Here is a 15,019-nt window from a genome sequence, read left to right as displayed (position 1 = left end):
CAGTTGGCTAGGTGACCCTCGGCTTAAGAAGGGTCAATTTATATATTGCAGTTAGCGTGCCAACTTTTCATCAATGAAAAATGGTGATTTCAGAGCATTTTGGTGCATATTTGTTCAATGCTGTTGCGTTTTGGTATTTTTATTTCGCATTGTGAAACTGCAAAATGCGAATTGGCATCTGCTTGCGACGGTGTGAGCACAAGTCTTGGGTGAGATATGGAAATATGTAATTTCTAAAAAACAAAGTAAAAAGGTCAATATGATGTAACCATATTGACCTAACCTTGATGTACCGTGTTGAAAACCTGGATTTAAATCGAATAGAAGAAGTAAAGCTGGGATTTCATTCTAATAATTATTCCACGAATAACATCTAAAAACGCCATGAAGCTGATTGGTTTATCACCACTCACCCATGCGAGACCAACTGCTCCCACTGGGATGTCGTAGCCATCAGGTTCTTCAATTTTTAAACGTACAAAATGGTGTTTGTTTTGAAGGTTTTTGCCAGTCGTTGCTCTTACTGAATCATCCCAGCCCATTAATGAACCTTGTGCTTCACCTGTCGCTTCAACAATTCCTTCTACGGTTGCTGTAAATATTTTCCCTGGGTAAACCGCAGTTGCGAACTCTGCTGGTTGTCCCACTTTTACGTTTCGAATTGCCTGGTGATTTACTCGCATAAGCACATATTTTTCATTGGTGTACATTTGAATTCTTGGCATCAGTGATACACGCTGACCTTCACGCAAAATGAAGTTGGTAACGAATCCATCGGTTGGGGCGGTTACTTTCGTGCTGTTTAAATCCCATTGCGCTTGTGCCAACGAAGCTTGCGCTGAATCTACATCCGTTTTCTTTTGAACAACATTTGTTTCTGCTTTATGAATGTTTAATTCAGCATTGCTTGCATCTACTTGTTTCTTACCCAATTGGGACTGTAGCGTTTTCACATTGTGTTTGGCTAAATCTACCGCCGCGGTCTGTTGGTCAATGTCGGTTTCCGTAATGGTGTGCTTCACCACTTTATTTTGCTGTTTGTAACGAGCCAGTGTTTTAGTCTGCAGCAATAAATCGGTTTCTGCTGATTCAATTTGAGCTTTCGATGTTTCAATATCAGCTAATGCAGACTGGTAGCTCACTTTTGCGATTTCAACTTCTTGGCTCGCGGTATCTAATTCAGCATGTGCAGATTCAAGTTTCACTTGTGCTTTATCTTTCGCAATAATGAATTTTGTATCATCAATTTCGTAGATAAGCTGACCTTCCATTACTTCTTGGTTAGGCGCTATATGAACTTTTGTCGTTTTACCTTTTACCGATGTTGAATCTGGGCGCAATTGAATGTGGGGAGATTGCACCACTGAACCACCAGAAAGATCCATTGGTGTGTAGTTAATTAAGCCTACCCAAACAAATAGCAGCCACCCAGTACCACCAAGGTAAGCGAATGATTTCGTGCCTTTATTCCAAGGCATGCCTACTAGTCGTAATAGATAGATAAATAGAGCCCAAATAGCTAAGCCTTCTAGCATGATTGATTCTCCTCATCAGATTTAGTTTCAGGTTGTGGTTTCGCATGCCATGTATCTCGAAGATTGATGATGGCTTTTTCCATATCAACAAAAGCCAGTATCACGGCTAAAACCCATACCCAGTGCCAGATGAATCCAATCCATGTGAGAGCTGTAATCAGTCCAAGTTGATGATGATCTTTACTGTGTGCTTTATTGATTGGTAGCTCATGGAAACGCCAAAAGCCGTAACAAGCCGCTGCGATTGTTGCTACAAGCACAACGCCTGCTACAACATGTAATGCAGTGTCTGCGCCTGTTCCAACAAATGGGACACTAAGTAGACTCATTGATAACCCCTATTTCTTATTGATGGGGTGATTGTGAAGCCACGTGACCATAAAGGTAAGATAATTACAGATTAGTTCGAATTGAGTGGTTATTTGAGCTAATCTGTAATTGAAATTTCTAATGAATACGTATTCGTTGAGGTCACATTGAAGAATAATATCCACTTTTTGAGAACACTTGGAATTTATGGGATATATCAGCATGCCCTGACTCATTATCCATTACTCACTTCTAAGCTTGGGATTCCCGAATCAGTGTTTAAAAATCCAATGAACTTGATACCGGTGAGTGAGGTGAGCCAGTGGTATGTCAACCTAGCAAAGGAGACACAAGACCCTGATATTATACTCAAACTTGCCCCATTGGTTGATATAGAAAGAATTGGACCGCTTAGTCATTGGTTTTTCTCTGGGCATGATTTGGCTTCGACTATTCGTAGAGTAAACATGGGACTGCATTGCTTACAATCTGGAGCTTACCTTTCTGGTGCTCAAGTCGGTCCTTTGATTAAGTGGTCTTACGACAACCCTTCTTATTCTGATAAAGGAAAAGTTCACGATAGTATTCGAGTCGTCATTTTTATGATGAAAATCCTACGCCGTTATTTAGGTGACAATTTTTCACCTGCTCGTGTGCTGGTGGCTGGTCGTCGTGAAAACAGTAAACTTTATGTTGATTATTTTGGTTGTAACGTGGAATGGGGGCAACCAAGAACGGAAATTTGGCTGAAGGCGGATTTACGGCTTTCTACCAATCAATATCCATCTCCAATAAAGGGGAAATTGGCGATGAATTTTAGTGATCTTGATGATTATCTAAATATGCCGGATCCAAATGATGAATATAAAGTGATCTATGAAGCTATAAACTATAGCCGGCATTTTGGTTTGCCGACGTTAGCGAAGGTATCGAGTTTATTGAATCTTTCTGAACAACAGTTTCAGCGACGGCTGCATAAGTTGGGTGTGAATTTCTCGACGGTGATGGGGTATGTACTCAGTAACACGGCTGTTGAGTTGCTAAGGCATTTGGTGCCTTTAGATGAAGTTTCAAACCGATTAGGCTATACAAATATTGCTAGTTTTAATCGGATGTTTAAGAAGCACAGGGGGCTAACCCCTAAACAATATATTGAACGCTTTAGATTGAATGGATAAAGCCGAGGTTTGTCCACTCGGCCTCAAGTAAACATTAAATGAAGAAAATGTCTTTGAAATAAATGGATTGAGACGGGAGCTAGAAATATCTGTTCAAGATACCTTCACCCGTCTCTACATAATCTACTTGGCTAGACTAATGTTGATGCCACCTTTTACCGTAAGCTTTTGAATAATCAGGTTCTTCAATACCTTCATATAAATCTGAAACTGGCTCTAGTGGACCCACAACGGTTCGGTATGGAAGAATACCAGCCCAAGCTGGAATGTCTAAATCCGCCTTATCATCATTTACACCGTGTTTACCTATTTTGACGGAAGCTTCCGTTAAAGGAATAGCAAGTAGCTCTGTCGCCGTCAGTTCTTTCTGGTTACTCAGTCTAATATCGTTAATTCTTCCTGGCGCAATTTGCTCTATAAATATATTCAATAGACGATCTTTCTCAGCGTTGTCATCGATGACTGAAAATTGACCAAATACAACCGCAGAACGGTAGTGTGCACTGTGATGAAATGCAGAGCGAGCGAGCACCCATCCATCAAAAAGAGTAAAAGTTAAGCAAGTTTGCTCTCCCTTTTTAAGCCCTCTTAATAGTCGACTGTTTTTAGCGCCATGGATGTAAACCATATTATCGACACGCCACGCTAACATTGGGATGACCACAGGACCTTTTTCTCCTGAAAGGGCAATGTGTGCGATGAGGCTTTCATCAATAATTTTATACAGTTTCTCTTGGTCAAATTCCGCTTTATGCGCGCCTTTTTTTATTTCTGTTCTTTTAGTGTTAGATAACATATTGCGCTCTCCTTCATTGCTTTTCTAGAAAGATAGCGATTAACTGGTTCGATAAATAGAACCAGTTTTAAAGAGTGTTTGGATCCAGTTATGCAGCCTATCGATATCGGTGACCTAACCTTAGACGAAAAATACAGCAGTCGACAAAGTGCGTTATTTCATGCTGTTAGAGAGAAAATTATCCATGGATTATGGAATAAAGGGAGTAAATTACCGTCCACTCGTAAGCTCGCTTCTGAATTAGAAGTAAGCCGAAACACGGTAATTTATGCTTACGAGCAACTGGTTACTGAAGGTTATATCGAGAGTAAAACCGGGTCGGGCTACTATGTCATGGTTGAACAGCCTGAGCAGTATTTACATTCTGATATTAACGCGACTTCAGATCTGAATGTAAGCGAGGGCAATAGTATAAATGCTAAGAATGGTCCAAATGCCAATTTAGGTTCAAACTCAGAAGACTCAACCTCTATTGAAAAAGAGAAAACGCGTGAATTAGAGCATCAAACTCAGTGTACGTTTCAAGATGAAATCAGAAGTTTTGATGACTCAGACAGCTTTGACTTAAATGCCGGTTTTGCGCCGGGAGTCCCTGATTTAGAACAGTTTCCGTTTGCGAAGTGGCAACGGTTGTTACAAAGGCATATTACTCGTAAAACTTTAGCTGGCAATCAAAGCCTGCAAGGATATTTACCATTGAGGCAAGCCTTAAGTGATTACCTTGCAAGTAGTCGATCTGTGAAGTGCAATCCAAACCGAATTATTATTACTTCGGGGGCACAGCAAGCCATTTCAATCGCTTTAATGGCGACCTTAAAACAAGGAGATGAGATCTTAATGGAGGAACCGGGCTACCTTCAAATGCATAAAATCATCAATTTATTGAAACTTAAAAGGCAAGGCGTCCCTGTTCATGAAAAGTCAGGAATTAGCCTAGATACCATTCTTACTAGTGATGCTCATTCTCTGTACCTGACACCCAGTAATCAATACCCAATGGGAACGACGCTGAATACTGAACAACGCTTAAAATTGATTGAGTGGGCGTACCAAAGCTCGTCATGGGTGATAGAGGATGACTATGACAGTGAATTTCAATTCGCTCATCGTCCTTATACCAGCATGCAGGGGCTTGCGAGTAAAATACGACACGATGACCGAATTTTGTATGTCGGGTCATTAAGTAAAGTGATGTTTAATGGATTAAGACTTGGTTATTTAGTTGTACCAGAAAGCCTAGTTCCAAGATGTTTAGAAATTAAAGATGCTTTAACGGGAGATTCGGCTGCTCATACCCAAGCAGCATTGGCTGATTTTATTAGTGAAGGTGACCTGCTCAGACATATCCGTAAAATGCGCCGATTGTATAAGCAAAAACATCAAACCATGGTTGAAGCGGTCAATAGAGAATTTGCTGACGATGTTGATGTTATTAGCCAAGCGGCAGGTTTGCATGTCACTATAAAATGGCAAGGCTATATTACAGAACAGGAATGGAAATTAAGGGCAAAAGAAAAGGGGATTGTGGTACGTCCGCTTGGTGTGTATGAATATGTTCCTAACCCAAATCGTACTTGGCAAGGTGTCGTACTTGGGTTTGGAAATATTCGTTTGCAAGACATTGATTCAAAAGTAAAAGAGATTGCGCAACTTTTCTATCAGTAATCAGTAATCAGTAATTTATTTTATTGATATGGTTTACGTTTACTTGCAGGTGGCGCGATTATTATTTACCGCGACCACCTGGAATATCATCTAGCGCTAACACTACCTAACGCTAACAGCATTATTCGATATTGGTTTGTGGCTTTGTTTTTTTAAGCCACTTTTGCCAAGGCAATGATAACAGCGTGAAGATAGAAACGGCGTACAACATAGACCAACCTAGGCATACAAAGACTAATACACAAAGTACTAATGAGACCGCTGCAATGTACTTTGAAGCTCCAGTCAGCAATTGATAAGCCGCGAGCATTGCCAGTAAGTACACCAAGACGAAAATGCCATTTGCGAGTTTAAGAAAGAATTCTAAATCTAACCCAGACAGTTCACCAAAGCTGCAAGAAACTAATACTACGAAGCCAATTGCGAAAGTGGCTACATAAGGGACACCTTGACGTGATAGTTTCGCCATATGGCTATCGGGTCTATGCTGTCTCGCTTGTGCCCAAATCATACGAGATAAGCTTTGGGTATAAAGGTTAAGACTGGCAAAACAAGCCAAAAACCCCAGAATACTAATTACGACTTTTAGCCCGTCACCGAATAATTGCTGGGTGATCCATGGAATGGATGTGGCATCGAACTCAGGTGAGCCATAAGCGCCTAATTTTAAAATGACCACAGAACATGCCCAATAGACGGCACCAGCAACAAAGCAGCCCGCGATAATAGCGATTGGGAAATCCCTTTGTGGGTTTTTAAATTCTTCACCCATATGGGCGAACGCTTCTATTCCGACAAAGCACCAGAACATCACTCCAAGCGCAGCGCCAACTGCCCATACTGATTCGCTAGTTATGGCAGGAAAAGCAATATCTTGAGTGCCAATATCGGCTTTCCAAATAAATGAGCCTACGAGAGTAAAAATAGAAAGAGCGATGACGGTTTGTAAGCGACCCGAGGATTTACTGCCCATGAGGTTCACCAAAACTAGTAAAGCAACCGTGAAAAACTGTGCCATGAGTGAAGTATTGAAAGGAGCTGGGAGTAATTGCTGAGCAAACCCACCAGCAAGCGCCACAGCTGCAGGAACACCAACAGGAATTACACTCACAAATAACCAAGCCACGCTGGTTTCCAAACGTTCATTGAATGCTTGGCGGACGAAATAAGCAGTGCCGCCTGCATTTGGGTAGCGTTTACCTAAAGCGGCGAAAGTTAAGGCTATAGGGCATATTGCGATAAACAAAAGCAGCCAAGCTAACAGCGATAACTGACCGGCAATGCCTGCTGCAATTGCAGGGATCATAAATAAACCAGTCCCAAGAAGGGTGGTGGAGAGTTGCCCTATTCCAGAGATAAGGGTGATTTCTTGCTTGAGTTGTGCCATTCGCTTTCCTTGCCCGATATGCCGTTTAATTTATCTTGTTAATTGCAGGTGCATCCACTGAATAGAAAGAATATCGTTTTAAAGCGCATATTACAGCTAGCGAAACGTCGTAATACTCCGTCACTTTGATTAAAGAAAAGGCAATATGCGCGAATATGTTGTGATCTTGAAAGCCGCTTTCTGTTCTAACGCTATGAATTGTGGCAAATTAGACGGTAGAAATAGAACAAGCAGTGGAAGCTTAAATAATATGGATAAGTTCGATCGCCAAATTTTAGAAATTCTCAAAGAAAACGCACGATGCTCAGTGAGTGATATTGCTCGGGATGTCAATCTGTCACGATCTGCGGTGACGGCGAGAATCAAGAAATTAGAGAATGATAAAGTGATCTTGGGTTACTACGCACAGTTGGCAGAGCAAGAGAAATCTCGAAATGTGTGCGCTTATATTTTATTGAAGTTTGATATGTCGAGCTGTGAGCACAATTGCGAATCATACTCGAAACAAATTCAAAGCATCGACGGTGTATTGTGGTGTCATTCTATTAGTGGTGAGACAGATATGATGTTGTATGTCGAAGTTGAAAGTATGGGGCGATTGAACCAAATACGCGATCAATTACAGCTTTACCCTGAATTACGTCACCTTATGACTCATACCGTTTTAGCTGAGTTTTTTAATAAACAAAAATCATGTTCTAGTTGATCACTGCGATTAGCTTTGAATTATGAGAGGTGATTTTAAAAACGTGAAACGAATATCCTCGAATTCGCCTCAGTTCAATAAACCTGTATTTCCCAAATATGAATATTTCCAATAATGAAGAATAACCATGAGATCTAAAGCTGAAACGGACTATCTATTATCAAGTATCATTTATGAAGGTTCGACTCCTACCCAAAATACTTTTTCTGATGAAACGAACATTGATGGTATGGCACCAAAGGAAGTGGTACTTAGCTTTTGGGCGGCAATGGAAACGAATGACTTTTATCTGGCATCGAAATTATTGACCATCGATTGTGTGGTTCAATGGCCTCAGTCTCATGAAACCATTTTCGGCAGAGAAAACTTTGCCAAAATTAACTCACAATATCCCGCCAGCGGCAAATGGACGTTTGTTCTGAATAGCATTGTTGCGGAACGTAATCAGGTGGTAACGGATGTGAGCGTGTCTGATGGTAAGCTATTTGAAAGGGCTATCACTTTTCATACGGTTGAAGATGGTTTGATCAGTAAACAAGTCGAATTTTGGCCTGAAAGCTTCCCCGCTCCAGAATGGAGACGCCAATGGGTTCAGGTAATGGGTGAATAATGTTAGGGAACATTAATTTAAATTTGCTGCGCTCACTGCATGTATTGCTTGAAGAATGTCATGTCAGCAAAGCGGCCCAGCGTTTGCACATCACCCAATCGGCTGTGAGCCGACAGCTGGCGCAATTGCGAGAGTTATGTGGTGACCCTTTATTGGTACGCGATGGAAATAAATTGGTACCCACAAATCGAGCACTATTACTCAAAGATAAGCTGGATGATTTACTTAGTGAATTTGACCACTTATTAGATGATAAACCCTTTGAACCCAAAGATTGGAAAGGGGAGTGGGTACTCTCTTCAAGTGACTATGTTGCTCAATATATTTTGCCAGATATTGTGGCAGAAATAGCCCAACACGCGCCCCAAATTAATTTGGCTTATCGTCTTTGGCTGCCAAGCTATTTAGAAGCGTTGAATGAGATGGGCATTCACCTTGCATCCACCATGTTGCCAAAGAAGCCTGACAATGTTTCCAGCCTGAAACTAGGGGAAGATTTTTCAGTATGTTTAATGCGTTCGAGTCATCCATTAGCCAAGCAAAAAACGATCTCTTTAGATAATATTGTGGCATTTCCACATATTAAAGTGACAGGCGGTGGGGATAAAGACACCCATGCTGATGTGATTTTAAAACAGTTAGGTTACAAGCGAAGAGTCTCATTACAGGTGCCATTCTTCTCATCGGCTTGTAATGTATTATCACAAGGTGATCATCTCATGATCGTGCCTGAGCACATTGCTGTGAATTTAGCTCGTCACTTTGAATTGACTTATCACTCACTTCCTTTTGATACAGAAAGCCATAAATATTGGCTGATGTGGCATCCAAAATACGACAATGATTCTGCACATAAGTGGGCTCGTGAAAAAGCGTGCAAAGCGATGCTGCGATCAAGCTATAACATCAGTATGATTTTAAATCATAACCTAAATGATAATCTTTGATTTCAAATAATACCCAAGTCGCTTTACTTTGAGGTTATTCGATAGCTTATCGGTGAGCTTGATACAGGGTGCATGGTTTCAATTCAGCATTTCTTTTAATGATATTCTCTTTTAAATAAATACTGTTATAACCCTATGTGGATCTAGTATGAACTGGCTTGCCAAGGAAAAAATATATGACACTGACAGTTTGGTTCTCTTTACTCTTAATTTGTTTACTTGGTGCAATGTCGCCAGGCCCTAGCCTCGCAATGATCGCGAAACATAGTTTGGCTGGTGGGCGTCTTAATGGACTTGTTGCCGCGTGGGCACACGCCTTTGGAATTGGCTTGTATGCGTTTGCGACAATCATTGGGTTAGCCGTTTTACTAGAGCAGTCACCATTGGTGTTCAAAGGGATAAGCTATGCGGGCGCTGGCTATTTAGCTTACCTAGGTTTTAATGCACTTCGATCTAAAGGTGGGGTTGCGGCTAAGCTCGAAGCTGGCGAAAAAATGAGTTATTGGCAATCGGCCCGTGAAGCATTCTTGTTATCACTTTTAAGTCCCAAAATTGCTTTGTTTTTTATTGCCTTGTTCAGTCAATTCGTAGCATTAGGCAATGACATCACCAATCAAATCATTATTGTTTCTACACCACTTATTATTGATGGGCTTTGGTACAGCTTCATTACTTTAATCTTATCTAGCCCTTTGGTTGTTGATCGCATTCGTTCTAAAGCTCAGCTGATAGACAGGTTGTCTGGCGTTGTACTTATCCTATTAGCTGTGCGTGTTGTGGTGACCGTTTAAGACTATTAGCTAAGATAAATAAAGGTTTTAGATGAATAAAATTTCAGTGGTTGAAATTAGAGCAATGGTTTAAGAATCACTGTTTTCAAAGTTACAGACCTACACCAAGCAAATAATAAAAGGCTCATGCTTTTCTGTTCTTGTTCTCATACTTATGTGAAAACAGTGACAGAAAAGTATGAGCCTTTTACTTTAGATGAGTTTTAACTATTGGTTTACGCTTAACTTGTCCTAGAAGCTAGAAGCTAGAAGCTAGAAGCTAGAAGCTAGAAGCTATTAATTCGATGTTTTTAACATCAGATCAAGAGCTTGCATGCTTTCATTGAAATATGGGTTATACGTTAACCTTGCGTGGTTCTTGCCTTGTTCAGTGTATCCCCAAGATGAATACCAAACTTCACTACCCGCCAAGCATTCATTTTCTAGGTTAGAGCCTTGTCCATTACTGCAAATTACTTCCGTACCGTTTACTCCATAATATGGATTTTCAGGAGAGAAGAGTAAGCCCATATGAGAACCATTCGATATTCTCTGTTCTTCAAGTGCCATGCTGAATGTTTTAGATCTAGGCTCATCTAGCGAGTGCTCACTTTGCCAAATAAGCATGTTGCTATTATTGGTCATTGTATTAGCGAAGGTATTTCGGACAAACTCAGTATCAATAACGCTGTCGCCTTCACTCATCATGATGAATACTGGCTTTTCGTAAATCCCTTTTTCCAGGTCGTCTCTAACGACTTCAGAAGTTTGGTAGTACACAGATGCTCCGTTCATAGGCAATGAATTATAGCGGAGAGGGTTATCCTCAGGATCTTGATCTGCCCATGTCATGATGTGGCTAGCCATGCCCGCAAATTTCACTGCTGGAGAAAAAGGTTGGAAAGCTGGTGAAAAAAGCATTAATCCTTTGATTGACGGGTCATTAATGGCTTGAGAGGTAACAAGGTTTGCGCCTGTTGAGTATCCACCCAGCCAGACTGCATCATAGTCTTTTTGAAGTAATTGAGTGTGATGATCCACGACTTGTTGCCAATCTTGAAGGGTGGGCAATTGTAGATCACCCACTTTACTGCCATGACCCGGAAGCAATACGGTTCGCACCAAGTAACCTTGATCCGCTAAATGTGTCGCAACATCATGAAAAGAGTATGGTGAGTCACCCAAACCATGCACCAACAATACCGCTTGCCCGTTTGGATTCGCCGGAGTGTATTGAGCTGGTGAATTTGCATCTATCTCGAATTGTTTGTCATTTGTCATGAATACACGGTGAGAAAGTAGCCATTCCTGAGTTTCTTCCACGTAATCTGTGAAGGAAGTTTGCTTGAAATTAGGTAGGTGATCGGATTTCTGGAATGCAGGGTCGATGACCTCTTTTGAGCAGCCAGCAAGGGCAATTGAGGAGATAGCAAGGATACTGGTAATAGTAAGTTTCATCATAGTGCGTTTGCGAGACTCTCTTTAATGTCATGAAGGGTGCATTCATTAATAGTGAATGACGTTCAAGTGATAAGTTTGATTATTTTGTTAGTGACTTGAGCGATGGCAGGTATATTTACATTTGCCATCGCTTGGGGGAGCTATTTTGTATGTAGGACTCTATTTGCTATTTACGTTTCTGATTCAACTAATACGTTACTTCTGTGCTGAAAGATCTTCGTATTCACCTTCAATCACACTTGATTTTGCAGTACTTGCCCCTGAGTGCGTCGCATACTGTCGGTGCATTGTTGATTGACTATGCATAGTTTGACCGTGCATTGAAGCCTGTGGTCCAGCTGCAGAGTAGAAGCCTTGCTTCTTCATTTTACTTTGTAAGCGCTTACCTGTGATCATGGCTGCAATAGCCAATGGGATAGCGAGAAGTAGACTGGTAATTAGAGCCATGAAACCAGTAATTAAAGCGACAAATGTAATTAAAATATTCTTCATAATTCTTTCCTCTTTCTTTGTTTTAGCACTATAGCGATATGTGTATGAACAAAACATGAACGCGATTGTTATTTTATTTTCAGGTCTTTTTGACTTTAAGGTGTTTATTTGATGTCATATTTTGTAGTCATAAATACATACTTAAAATAGGGTTAAATATATAATTCCTTTTAAATCAGAAAGTTAAAGTTTGGCACGATTGATGCTCTATAGGGCTTGTAAATAAGTCACCGCAAGCAAAGTACTTGTGGTTAATAAAAATTACTGGAGCCCATTTCTATGTTCTGTATTCAATGTGAACAAACCATTCAAACCCCAGCTGTTAAAGGCTGTTCTTTTTCTCAAGGCATGTGTGGCAAAACATCGGAAGTTTCTGATTTACAAGATGTGCTCGTGCACTCTCTTCAAGGTGTTTCTTTTTGGGCTAATTTAGGCCGTACTTGTGGTGTAATTGACACAGAAATCGATGAATGGGCACCTCGTGCATTTTTCGCAACATTAACAAATGTGAACTTTGATCCTGCACGCATTATCGAATTTGCACAGCAATCTCATGCATTTAAACAACGACTAGAAGAAAAAGTAAGAGCGGCAGCTGTTGTAACTGGCTTTGAAATTCCAGAACTTTCTCCTGCGGCGAAATTCGATCTTCCTACCGATTCTGCGGAACTGCTCGCGCTTGCGCCTCAAGCGGCCGTTAACCGTGGTCATGAATCACAGCATAAAGATGTAATTGGTTTACGTTTATTGTGCTTGTACGGTCTTAAAGGTGCGGCTGCTTACATGGAGCATGCTCTGGTTCTTGGTCAAACAGATGAAGCTATCCAAGGTGAGTACCATGAGATCATGGCTTTCCTAGGTAAAGACCCAAGTGATCTTAAAGAGTTATTAGATACATCAATGCAAATTGGTCTAATGAACTACAAAGTAATGGAGATGCTAGATAAAGGCGAAACCGATACTTTTGGTCACCCAGCTCCAACCGCTGTAAATGTTAAAACGAAAGCGGGTCACTGTATTTTGGTTTCAGGGCATGACTTGCATGACCTTGAAAAAATCCTTCAACAAACTGAAGGCAAGGGCATTAACGTATACACGAATGGTGAAATGCTTCCTGCACACGGTTACCCAGAATTAAATAAGTACCCGCACCTTGCAGGTAACTACGGTAGTGCATGGCAGAATCAGCAAAAAGAATTTGCTAACTTCCCAGGCGCAATCGTGATGACTTCAAACTGTCTGCTAAACCCAGATGTGGGTCAGTACCGTGACCGTTTGTTTACTCGTAGCATCGTTGGTTGGCCAGGCGTTGCTCACGTTGAAGGTGATGACTTCAGCGATGTGATTGAATGTGCTTTATCTCAACCAGGCTTCAAGCATGATGAAATTGAGCAAATGATCACTGTCGGGTTTGGTCGTAATGCCTTGATGGAAGCCGCACCTGCTGTGATTGACCAAGTGAAAGAAGGTAACATCAAACACTTCTTCTTAGTGGGTGGTTGTGATGGTGATAAATCAGAACGTAGCTACTACACAGATTTCACGGCTCAAGCGCCTGAAGACACACTTATCCTGACTTTAGCTTGTGGTAAATTCCGATTTAACAAGAACCAATTTGGTGACATTAACGGTATTCCTCGTCTTCTGGATGTGGGTCAATGTAATGATGCTTATTCTGCTATTCAACTGGCTTTGGCGCTGTCAAAAGAGTTCGATTGCGGTATTAATGAATTGCCACTGACTTTAGTCCTTTCTTGGTTTGAACAAAAAGCGATTGTTATCTTACTGACATTGTTTGCACTTGGCGTTAAAGGTATTTATACCGGCCCAACTGCACCTGCATTTTTAACTGAAAACTTGCTTGAAATTATGCAAGCTGAGTTTGATATGCGAGCAATTTCTACACCTGAGCAAGATCTTAAAACAATCTTAGCGGCGTAATGAATCAGCCTCGAGGCAAAGATAAGTACTTTCATGAGTGCTTGTTTAAGCCCCGAGGCTTTTTATATTTACGTATTTAATAAAACCTATTTTCACTAGCTGATTATTAGGCTGGCTATTTCTTTAAAAGGTGTTCTGAATTATGTATGCATGGTCTGAAAGTGACTCTATCTCATTAGTTTGTCTTAAAAAGTGGTATGAAACTGAAGATACAGTAAGCTTCGAACTTGGTAGTGTTCCACAAGATCTCAAATTTAATTTTAAACCGGGGCAGTTCATTACTCTTGGCCTGCATATGCCTGAGAAACTGGATTACCGAGCATACTCCATTAGCTCTCGCCCAGATGAAAACCGCTTAAAACTGACAGTGAAGCGAGTTGAAGGTGGTTTGGTTTCTAACTTCATTATTGATGAACTGGATGAAGGTGATGAAGTTTCAGTGTTGAAACCAGCTGGTGGCTTTAACTGCATTGATTGTTTGCCGTCCAATACTAATAAAGTGACGCTTGTGAGTGCCGGCTGTGGCATTACACCTGTAATGGCAATGGCGAAATACTGGCTTGCTTCAGACAGTAAAATCGAAATTGATTTTATCCATATGGCGAGAAATAAAAGACAAACGATTTATTTTGAAGAGCTTAATCAACTTAATGAAGAGTTCGATAACTTTCACTTAAAGCTGTTACTAAAAGACAACCAAGATACTGCATTTCCTCAAGGCCGATTAGATAAAAATTGGTTGGTTACACTGAGCCCCGATATTTTAGATAGAACCGTTTATTTGTGTGGTCCAATTGGATTTATGCACGATATTGAAAGCTACTTGAAAGAGCTCGAATTTAATATGAGTAACTTCTACCAAGAAAGCTTTACGCCTGCTGAATCATTGAGCTGTGACATTGAAAATAATGAAGAACAAGCAACTGAACAGAATGCAGCAAGCGGTTCAGTAAATGTATTTGTTCCTGTATTTGGCGTTGAGCTTGAAGCTGAGCAAGGTAGCCCATTGATTGATTCACTTGAGAAAGGTGGTGTACCAGTAATTGCAGCTTGTCGAAGTGGTATCTGCGGTTCATGCAAGTGTAAGGTAACGAAAGGCTCAGTCACTTCAACGAGTACAGAAACTTTAACTGATGAAGAGATAGAGCAAGGTTATGTACTTGCCTGTTCTAGTACCATTAATGCAGATGTAGAAGTGTCATTAAATTAGCTTCCTTATTAT

General features: G+C 40.8%; 14 protein-coding genes. 8 read left to right on the top strand and 6 right to left on the bottom strand.

What is annotated here, in order from left to right; all coding sequences use genetic code 11:
• Positions 1-311: 311 nt before the first annotated feature.
• Both OCU78_RS20550 and OCU78_RS20545 read right to left on the bottom strand, forming a co-directional pair.
• Positions 312-1,535 (bottom strand): HlyD family secretion protein, encoded by a 1,224-nt coding sequence (locus OCU78_RS20550; RefSeq protein WP_137373708.1) that lies wholly within the window; start codon positions 1,533-1,535, stop codon positions 312-314.
• A complete protein-coding gene (locus OCU78_RS20545; protein WP_137373709.1) occupies positions 1,529-1,864 on the bottom strand; it encodes an MFS transporter in 336 nt (111 codons plus the stop codon). Before OCU78_RS20545 ends, OCU78_RS20550 begins: the two co-directional genes overlap by 7 nt.
• Positions 1,865-2,011: 147 nt before the next feature.
• Here OCU78_RS20545 and OCU78_RS20540 point away from each other — a divergent pair, with 147 nt between their 5' ends.
• Positions 2,012-3,022: an AraC family transcriptional regulator gene (locus OCU78_RS20540; protein ID WP_137373710.1), complete on the top strand. Its 1,011-nt coding sequence runs from the start codon at positions 2,012-2,014 to the stop codon at positions 3,020-3,022.
• Positions 3,023-3,158: 136 nt separating this feature from the next.
• Here the strand turns inward: OCU78_RS20540 and OCU78_RS20535 are convergent, their stop codons facing one another.
• Positions 3,159-3,818, bottom strand: a complete 660-nt coding sequence (locus OCU78_RS20535; protein WP_137373711.1) for a pyridoxamine 5'-phosphate oxidase family protein — start codon at positions 3,816-3,818, stop codon at positions 3,159-3,161.
• A gap of 90 nt (positions 3,819-3,908) precedes the next feature.
• Here OCU78_RS20535 and pdxR point away from each other — a divergent pair, with 90 nt between their 5' ends.
• Complete coding sequence (pdxR, locus tag OCU78_RS20530; protein ID WP_137373712.1) at positions 3,909-5,483, top strand: MocR-like pyridoxine biosynthesis transcription factor PdxR; 1,575 nt, start codon at positions 3,909-3,911, stop codon at positions 5,481-5,483.
• A 121-nt stretch (positions 5,484-5,604) separates the two neighbouring features.
• Here the strand turns inward: pdxR and yjeH are convergent, their stop codons facing one another.
• Positions 5,605-6,870 carry an L-methionine/branched-chain amino acid transporter gene (yjeH, locus tag OCU78_RS20525; protein WP_137373713.1) on the bottom strand — a complete coding sequence of 422 codons (1,266 nt, stop codon included), beginning with the start codon at positions 6,868-6,870 and terminating at the stop codon, positions 5,605-5,607.
• 250 nt (positions 6,871-7,120) lie between these two features.
• On the opposite strand from yjeH, the gene OCU78_RS20520 reads away from it, so the two are divergent.
• The 4 genes from OCU78_RS20520 to OCU78_RS20505 all read left to right on the top strand — a co-directional run bounded on the left by OCU78_RS20520 (position 7,121) and on the right by OCU78_RS20505 (position 9,924).
• Positions 7,121-7,576 carry an Lrp/AsnC family transcriptional regulator gene (locus OCU78_RS20520; protein WP_137373869.1) on the top strand — a complete coding sequence of 152 codons (456 nt, stop codon included), beginning with the start codon at positions 7,121-7,123 and terminating at the stop codon, positions 7,574-7,576.
• 229 nt (positions 7,577-7,805) lie between these two features.
• Positions 7,806-8,186: a nuclear transport factor 2 family protein gene (locus OCU78_RS20515; protein WP_137373870.1), complete on the top strand. Its 381-nt coding sequence runs from the start codon at positions 7,806-7,808 to the stop codon at positions 8,184-8,186.
• Positions 8,186-9,133 (top strand): LysR family transcriptional regulator, encoded by a 948-nt coding sequence (locus OCU78_RS20510; RefSeq protein WP_137373714.1) that lies wholly within the window; start codon positions 8,186-8,188, stop codon positions 9,131-9,133. Before OCU78_RS20515 ends, OCU78_RS20510 begins: the two co-directional genes overlap by 1 nt.
• A gap of 176 nt (positions 9,134-9,309) precedes the next feature.
• The gene (locus OCU78_RS20505) at positions 9,310-9,924 is read left to right on the top strand and encodes a LysE family translocator (RefSeq protein ID WP_137373715.1); all 615 of its coding nucleotides are present in this window, start codon (positions 9,310-9,312) and stop codon (positions 9,922-9,924) included.
• Positions 9,925-10,200: 276 nt separating this feature from the next.
• Here OCU78_RS20505 and OCU78_RS20500 read toward each other — a convergent pair whose 3' ends face one another.
• On the bottom strand, positions 10,201-11,364 hold the full coding sequence (locus OCU78_RS20500) for an alpha/beta hydrolase (RefSeq protein WP_137373716.1): 1,164 nt from the start codon (positions 11,362-11,364) through the stop codon (positions 10,201-10,203).
• 195 nt (positions 11,365-11,559) lie between these two features.
• Positions 11,560-11,856: a hypothetical protein gene (locus OCU78_RS20495; RefSeq protein ID WP_137373717.1), complete on the bottom strand. Its 297-nt coding sequence runs from the start codon at positions 11,854-11,856 to the stop codon at positions 11,560-11,562.
• A 279-nt stretch (positions 11,857-12,135) separates the two neighbouring features.
• On the opposite strand from OCU78_RS20495, the gene hcp reads away from it, so the two are divergent.
• Together hcp and OCU78_RS20485 are read left to right on the top strand one after the other, a co-directional pair.
• On the top strand, positions 12,136-13,797 hold the full coding sequence (gene hcp, locus OCU78_RS20490; RefSeq protein WP_137373718.1) for a hydroxylamine reductase: 1,662 nt from the start codon (positions 12,136-12,138) through the stop codon (positions 13,795-13,797).
• A 142-nt stretch (positions 13,798-13,939) separates the two neighbouring features.
• Positions 13,940-15,007: a hybrid-cluster NAD(P)-dependent oxidoreductase gene (locus OCU78_RS20485; RefSeq protein ID WP_137373719.1), complete on the top strand. Its 1,068-nt coding sequence runs from the start codon at positions 13,940-13,942 to the stop codon at positions 15,005-15,007.
• Positions 15,008-15,019 lie beyond the last annotated feature (12 nt).

The organism is Vibrio gallaecicus (assembly GCF_024347495.1).
Classification (GTDB): Bacteria; Pseudomonadota; Gammaproteobacteria; order Enterobacterales; family Vibrionaceae; genus Vibrio; species Vibrio gallaecicus.
The sequence above is the reverse complement of the archived record's forward strand: the minus strand, read 5'-3'. Positions and strand labels throughout refer to the sequence as shown.

Bases quoted from the DNA above. Each gene is read 5' to 3' on its own strand.
- OCU78_RS20505 (WP_137373715.1), top strand. From the start codon at position 9,310: ATGACACTGACAGTTTGGTTCTCTTTACTCTTAATTTGTTTACTTGGT.
- OCU78_RS20535 (WP_137373711.1), bottom strand. From the start codon at position 3,818: ATGTTATCTAACACTAAAAGAACAGAAATAAAAAAAGGCGCGCATAAA.
- OCU78_RS20545 (WP_137373709.1), bottom strand. From the start codon at position 1,864: ATGAGTCTACTTAGTGTCCCATTTGTTGGAACAGGCGCAGACACTGCA.
- OCU78_RS20520 (WP_137373869.1), top strand. From the start codon at position 7,121: ATGGATAAGTTCGATCGCCAAATTTTAGAAATTCTCAAAGAAAACGCA.
- yjeH (WP_137373713.1), bottom strand. From the start codon at position 6,870: ATGGCACAACTCAAGCAAGAAATCACCCTTATCTCTGGAATAGGGCAA.
- OCU78_RS20495 (WP_137373717.1), bottom strand. From the start codon at position 11,856: ATGAAGAATATTTTAATTACATTTGTCGCTTTAATTACTGGTTTCATG.
- pdxR (WP_137373712.1), top strand. From the start codon at position 3,909: ATGCAGCCTATCGATATCGGTGACCTAACCTTAGACGAAAAATACAGC.
- OCU78_RS20515 (WP_137373870.1), top strand. From the start codon at position 7,806: ATGGCACCAAAGGAAGTGGTACTTAGCTTTTGGGCGGCAATGGAAACG.
- OCU78_RS20550 (WP_137373708.1), bottom strand. From the start codon at position 1,535: ATGCTAGAAGGCTTAGCTATTTGGGCTCTATTTATCTATCTATTACGA.
- OCU78_RS20500 (WP_137373716.1), bottom strand. From the start codon at position 11,364: ATGATGAAACTTACTATTACCAGTATCCTTGCTATCTCCTCAATTGCC.
- OCU78_RS20510 (WP_137373714.1), top strand. From the start codon at position 8,186: ATGTTAGGGAACATTAATTTAAATTTGCTGCGCTCACTGCATGTATTG.
- OCU78_RS20485 (WP_137373719.1), top strand. From the start codon at position 13,940: ATGTATGCATGGTCTGAAAGTGACTCTATCTCATTAGTTTGTCTTAAA.
- hcp (WP_137373718.1), top strand. From the start codon at position 12,136: ATGTTCTGTATTCAATGTGAACAAACCATTCAAACCCCAGCTGTTAAA.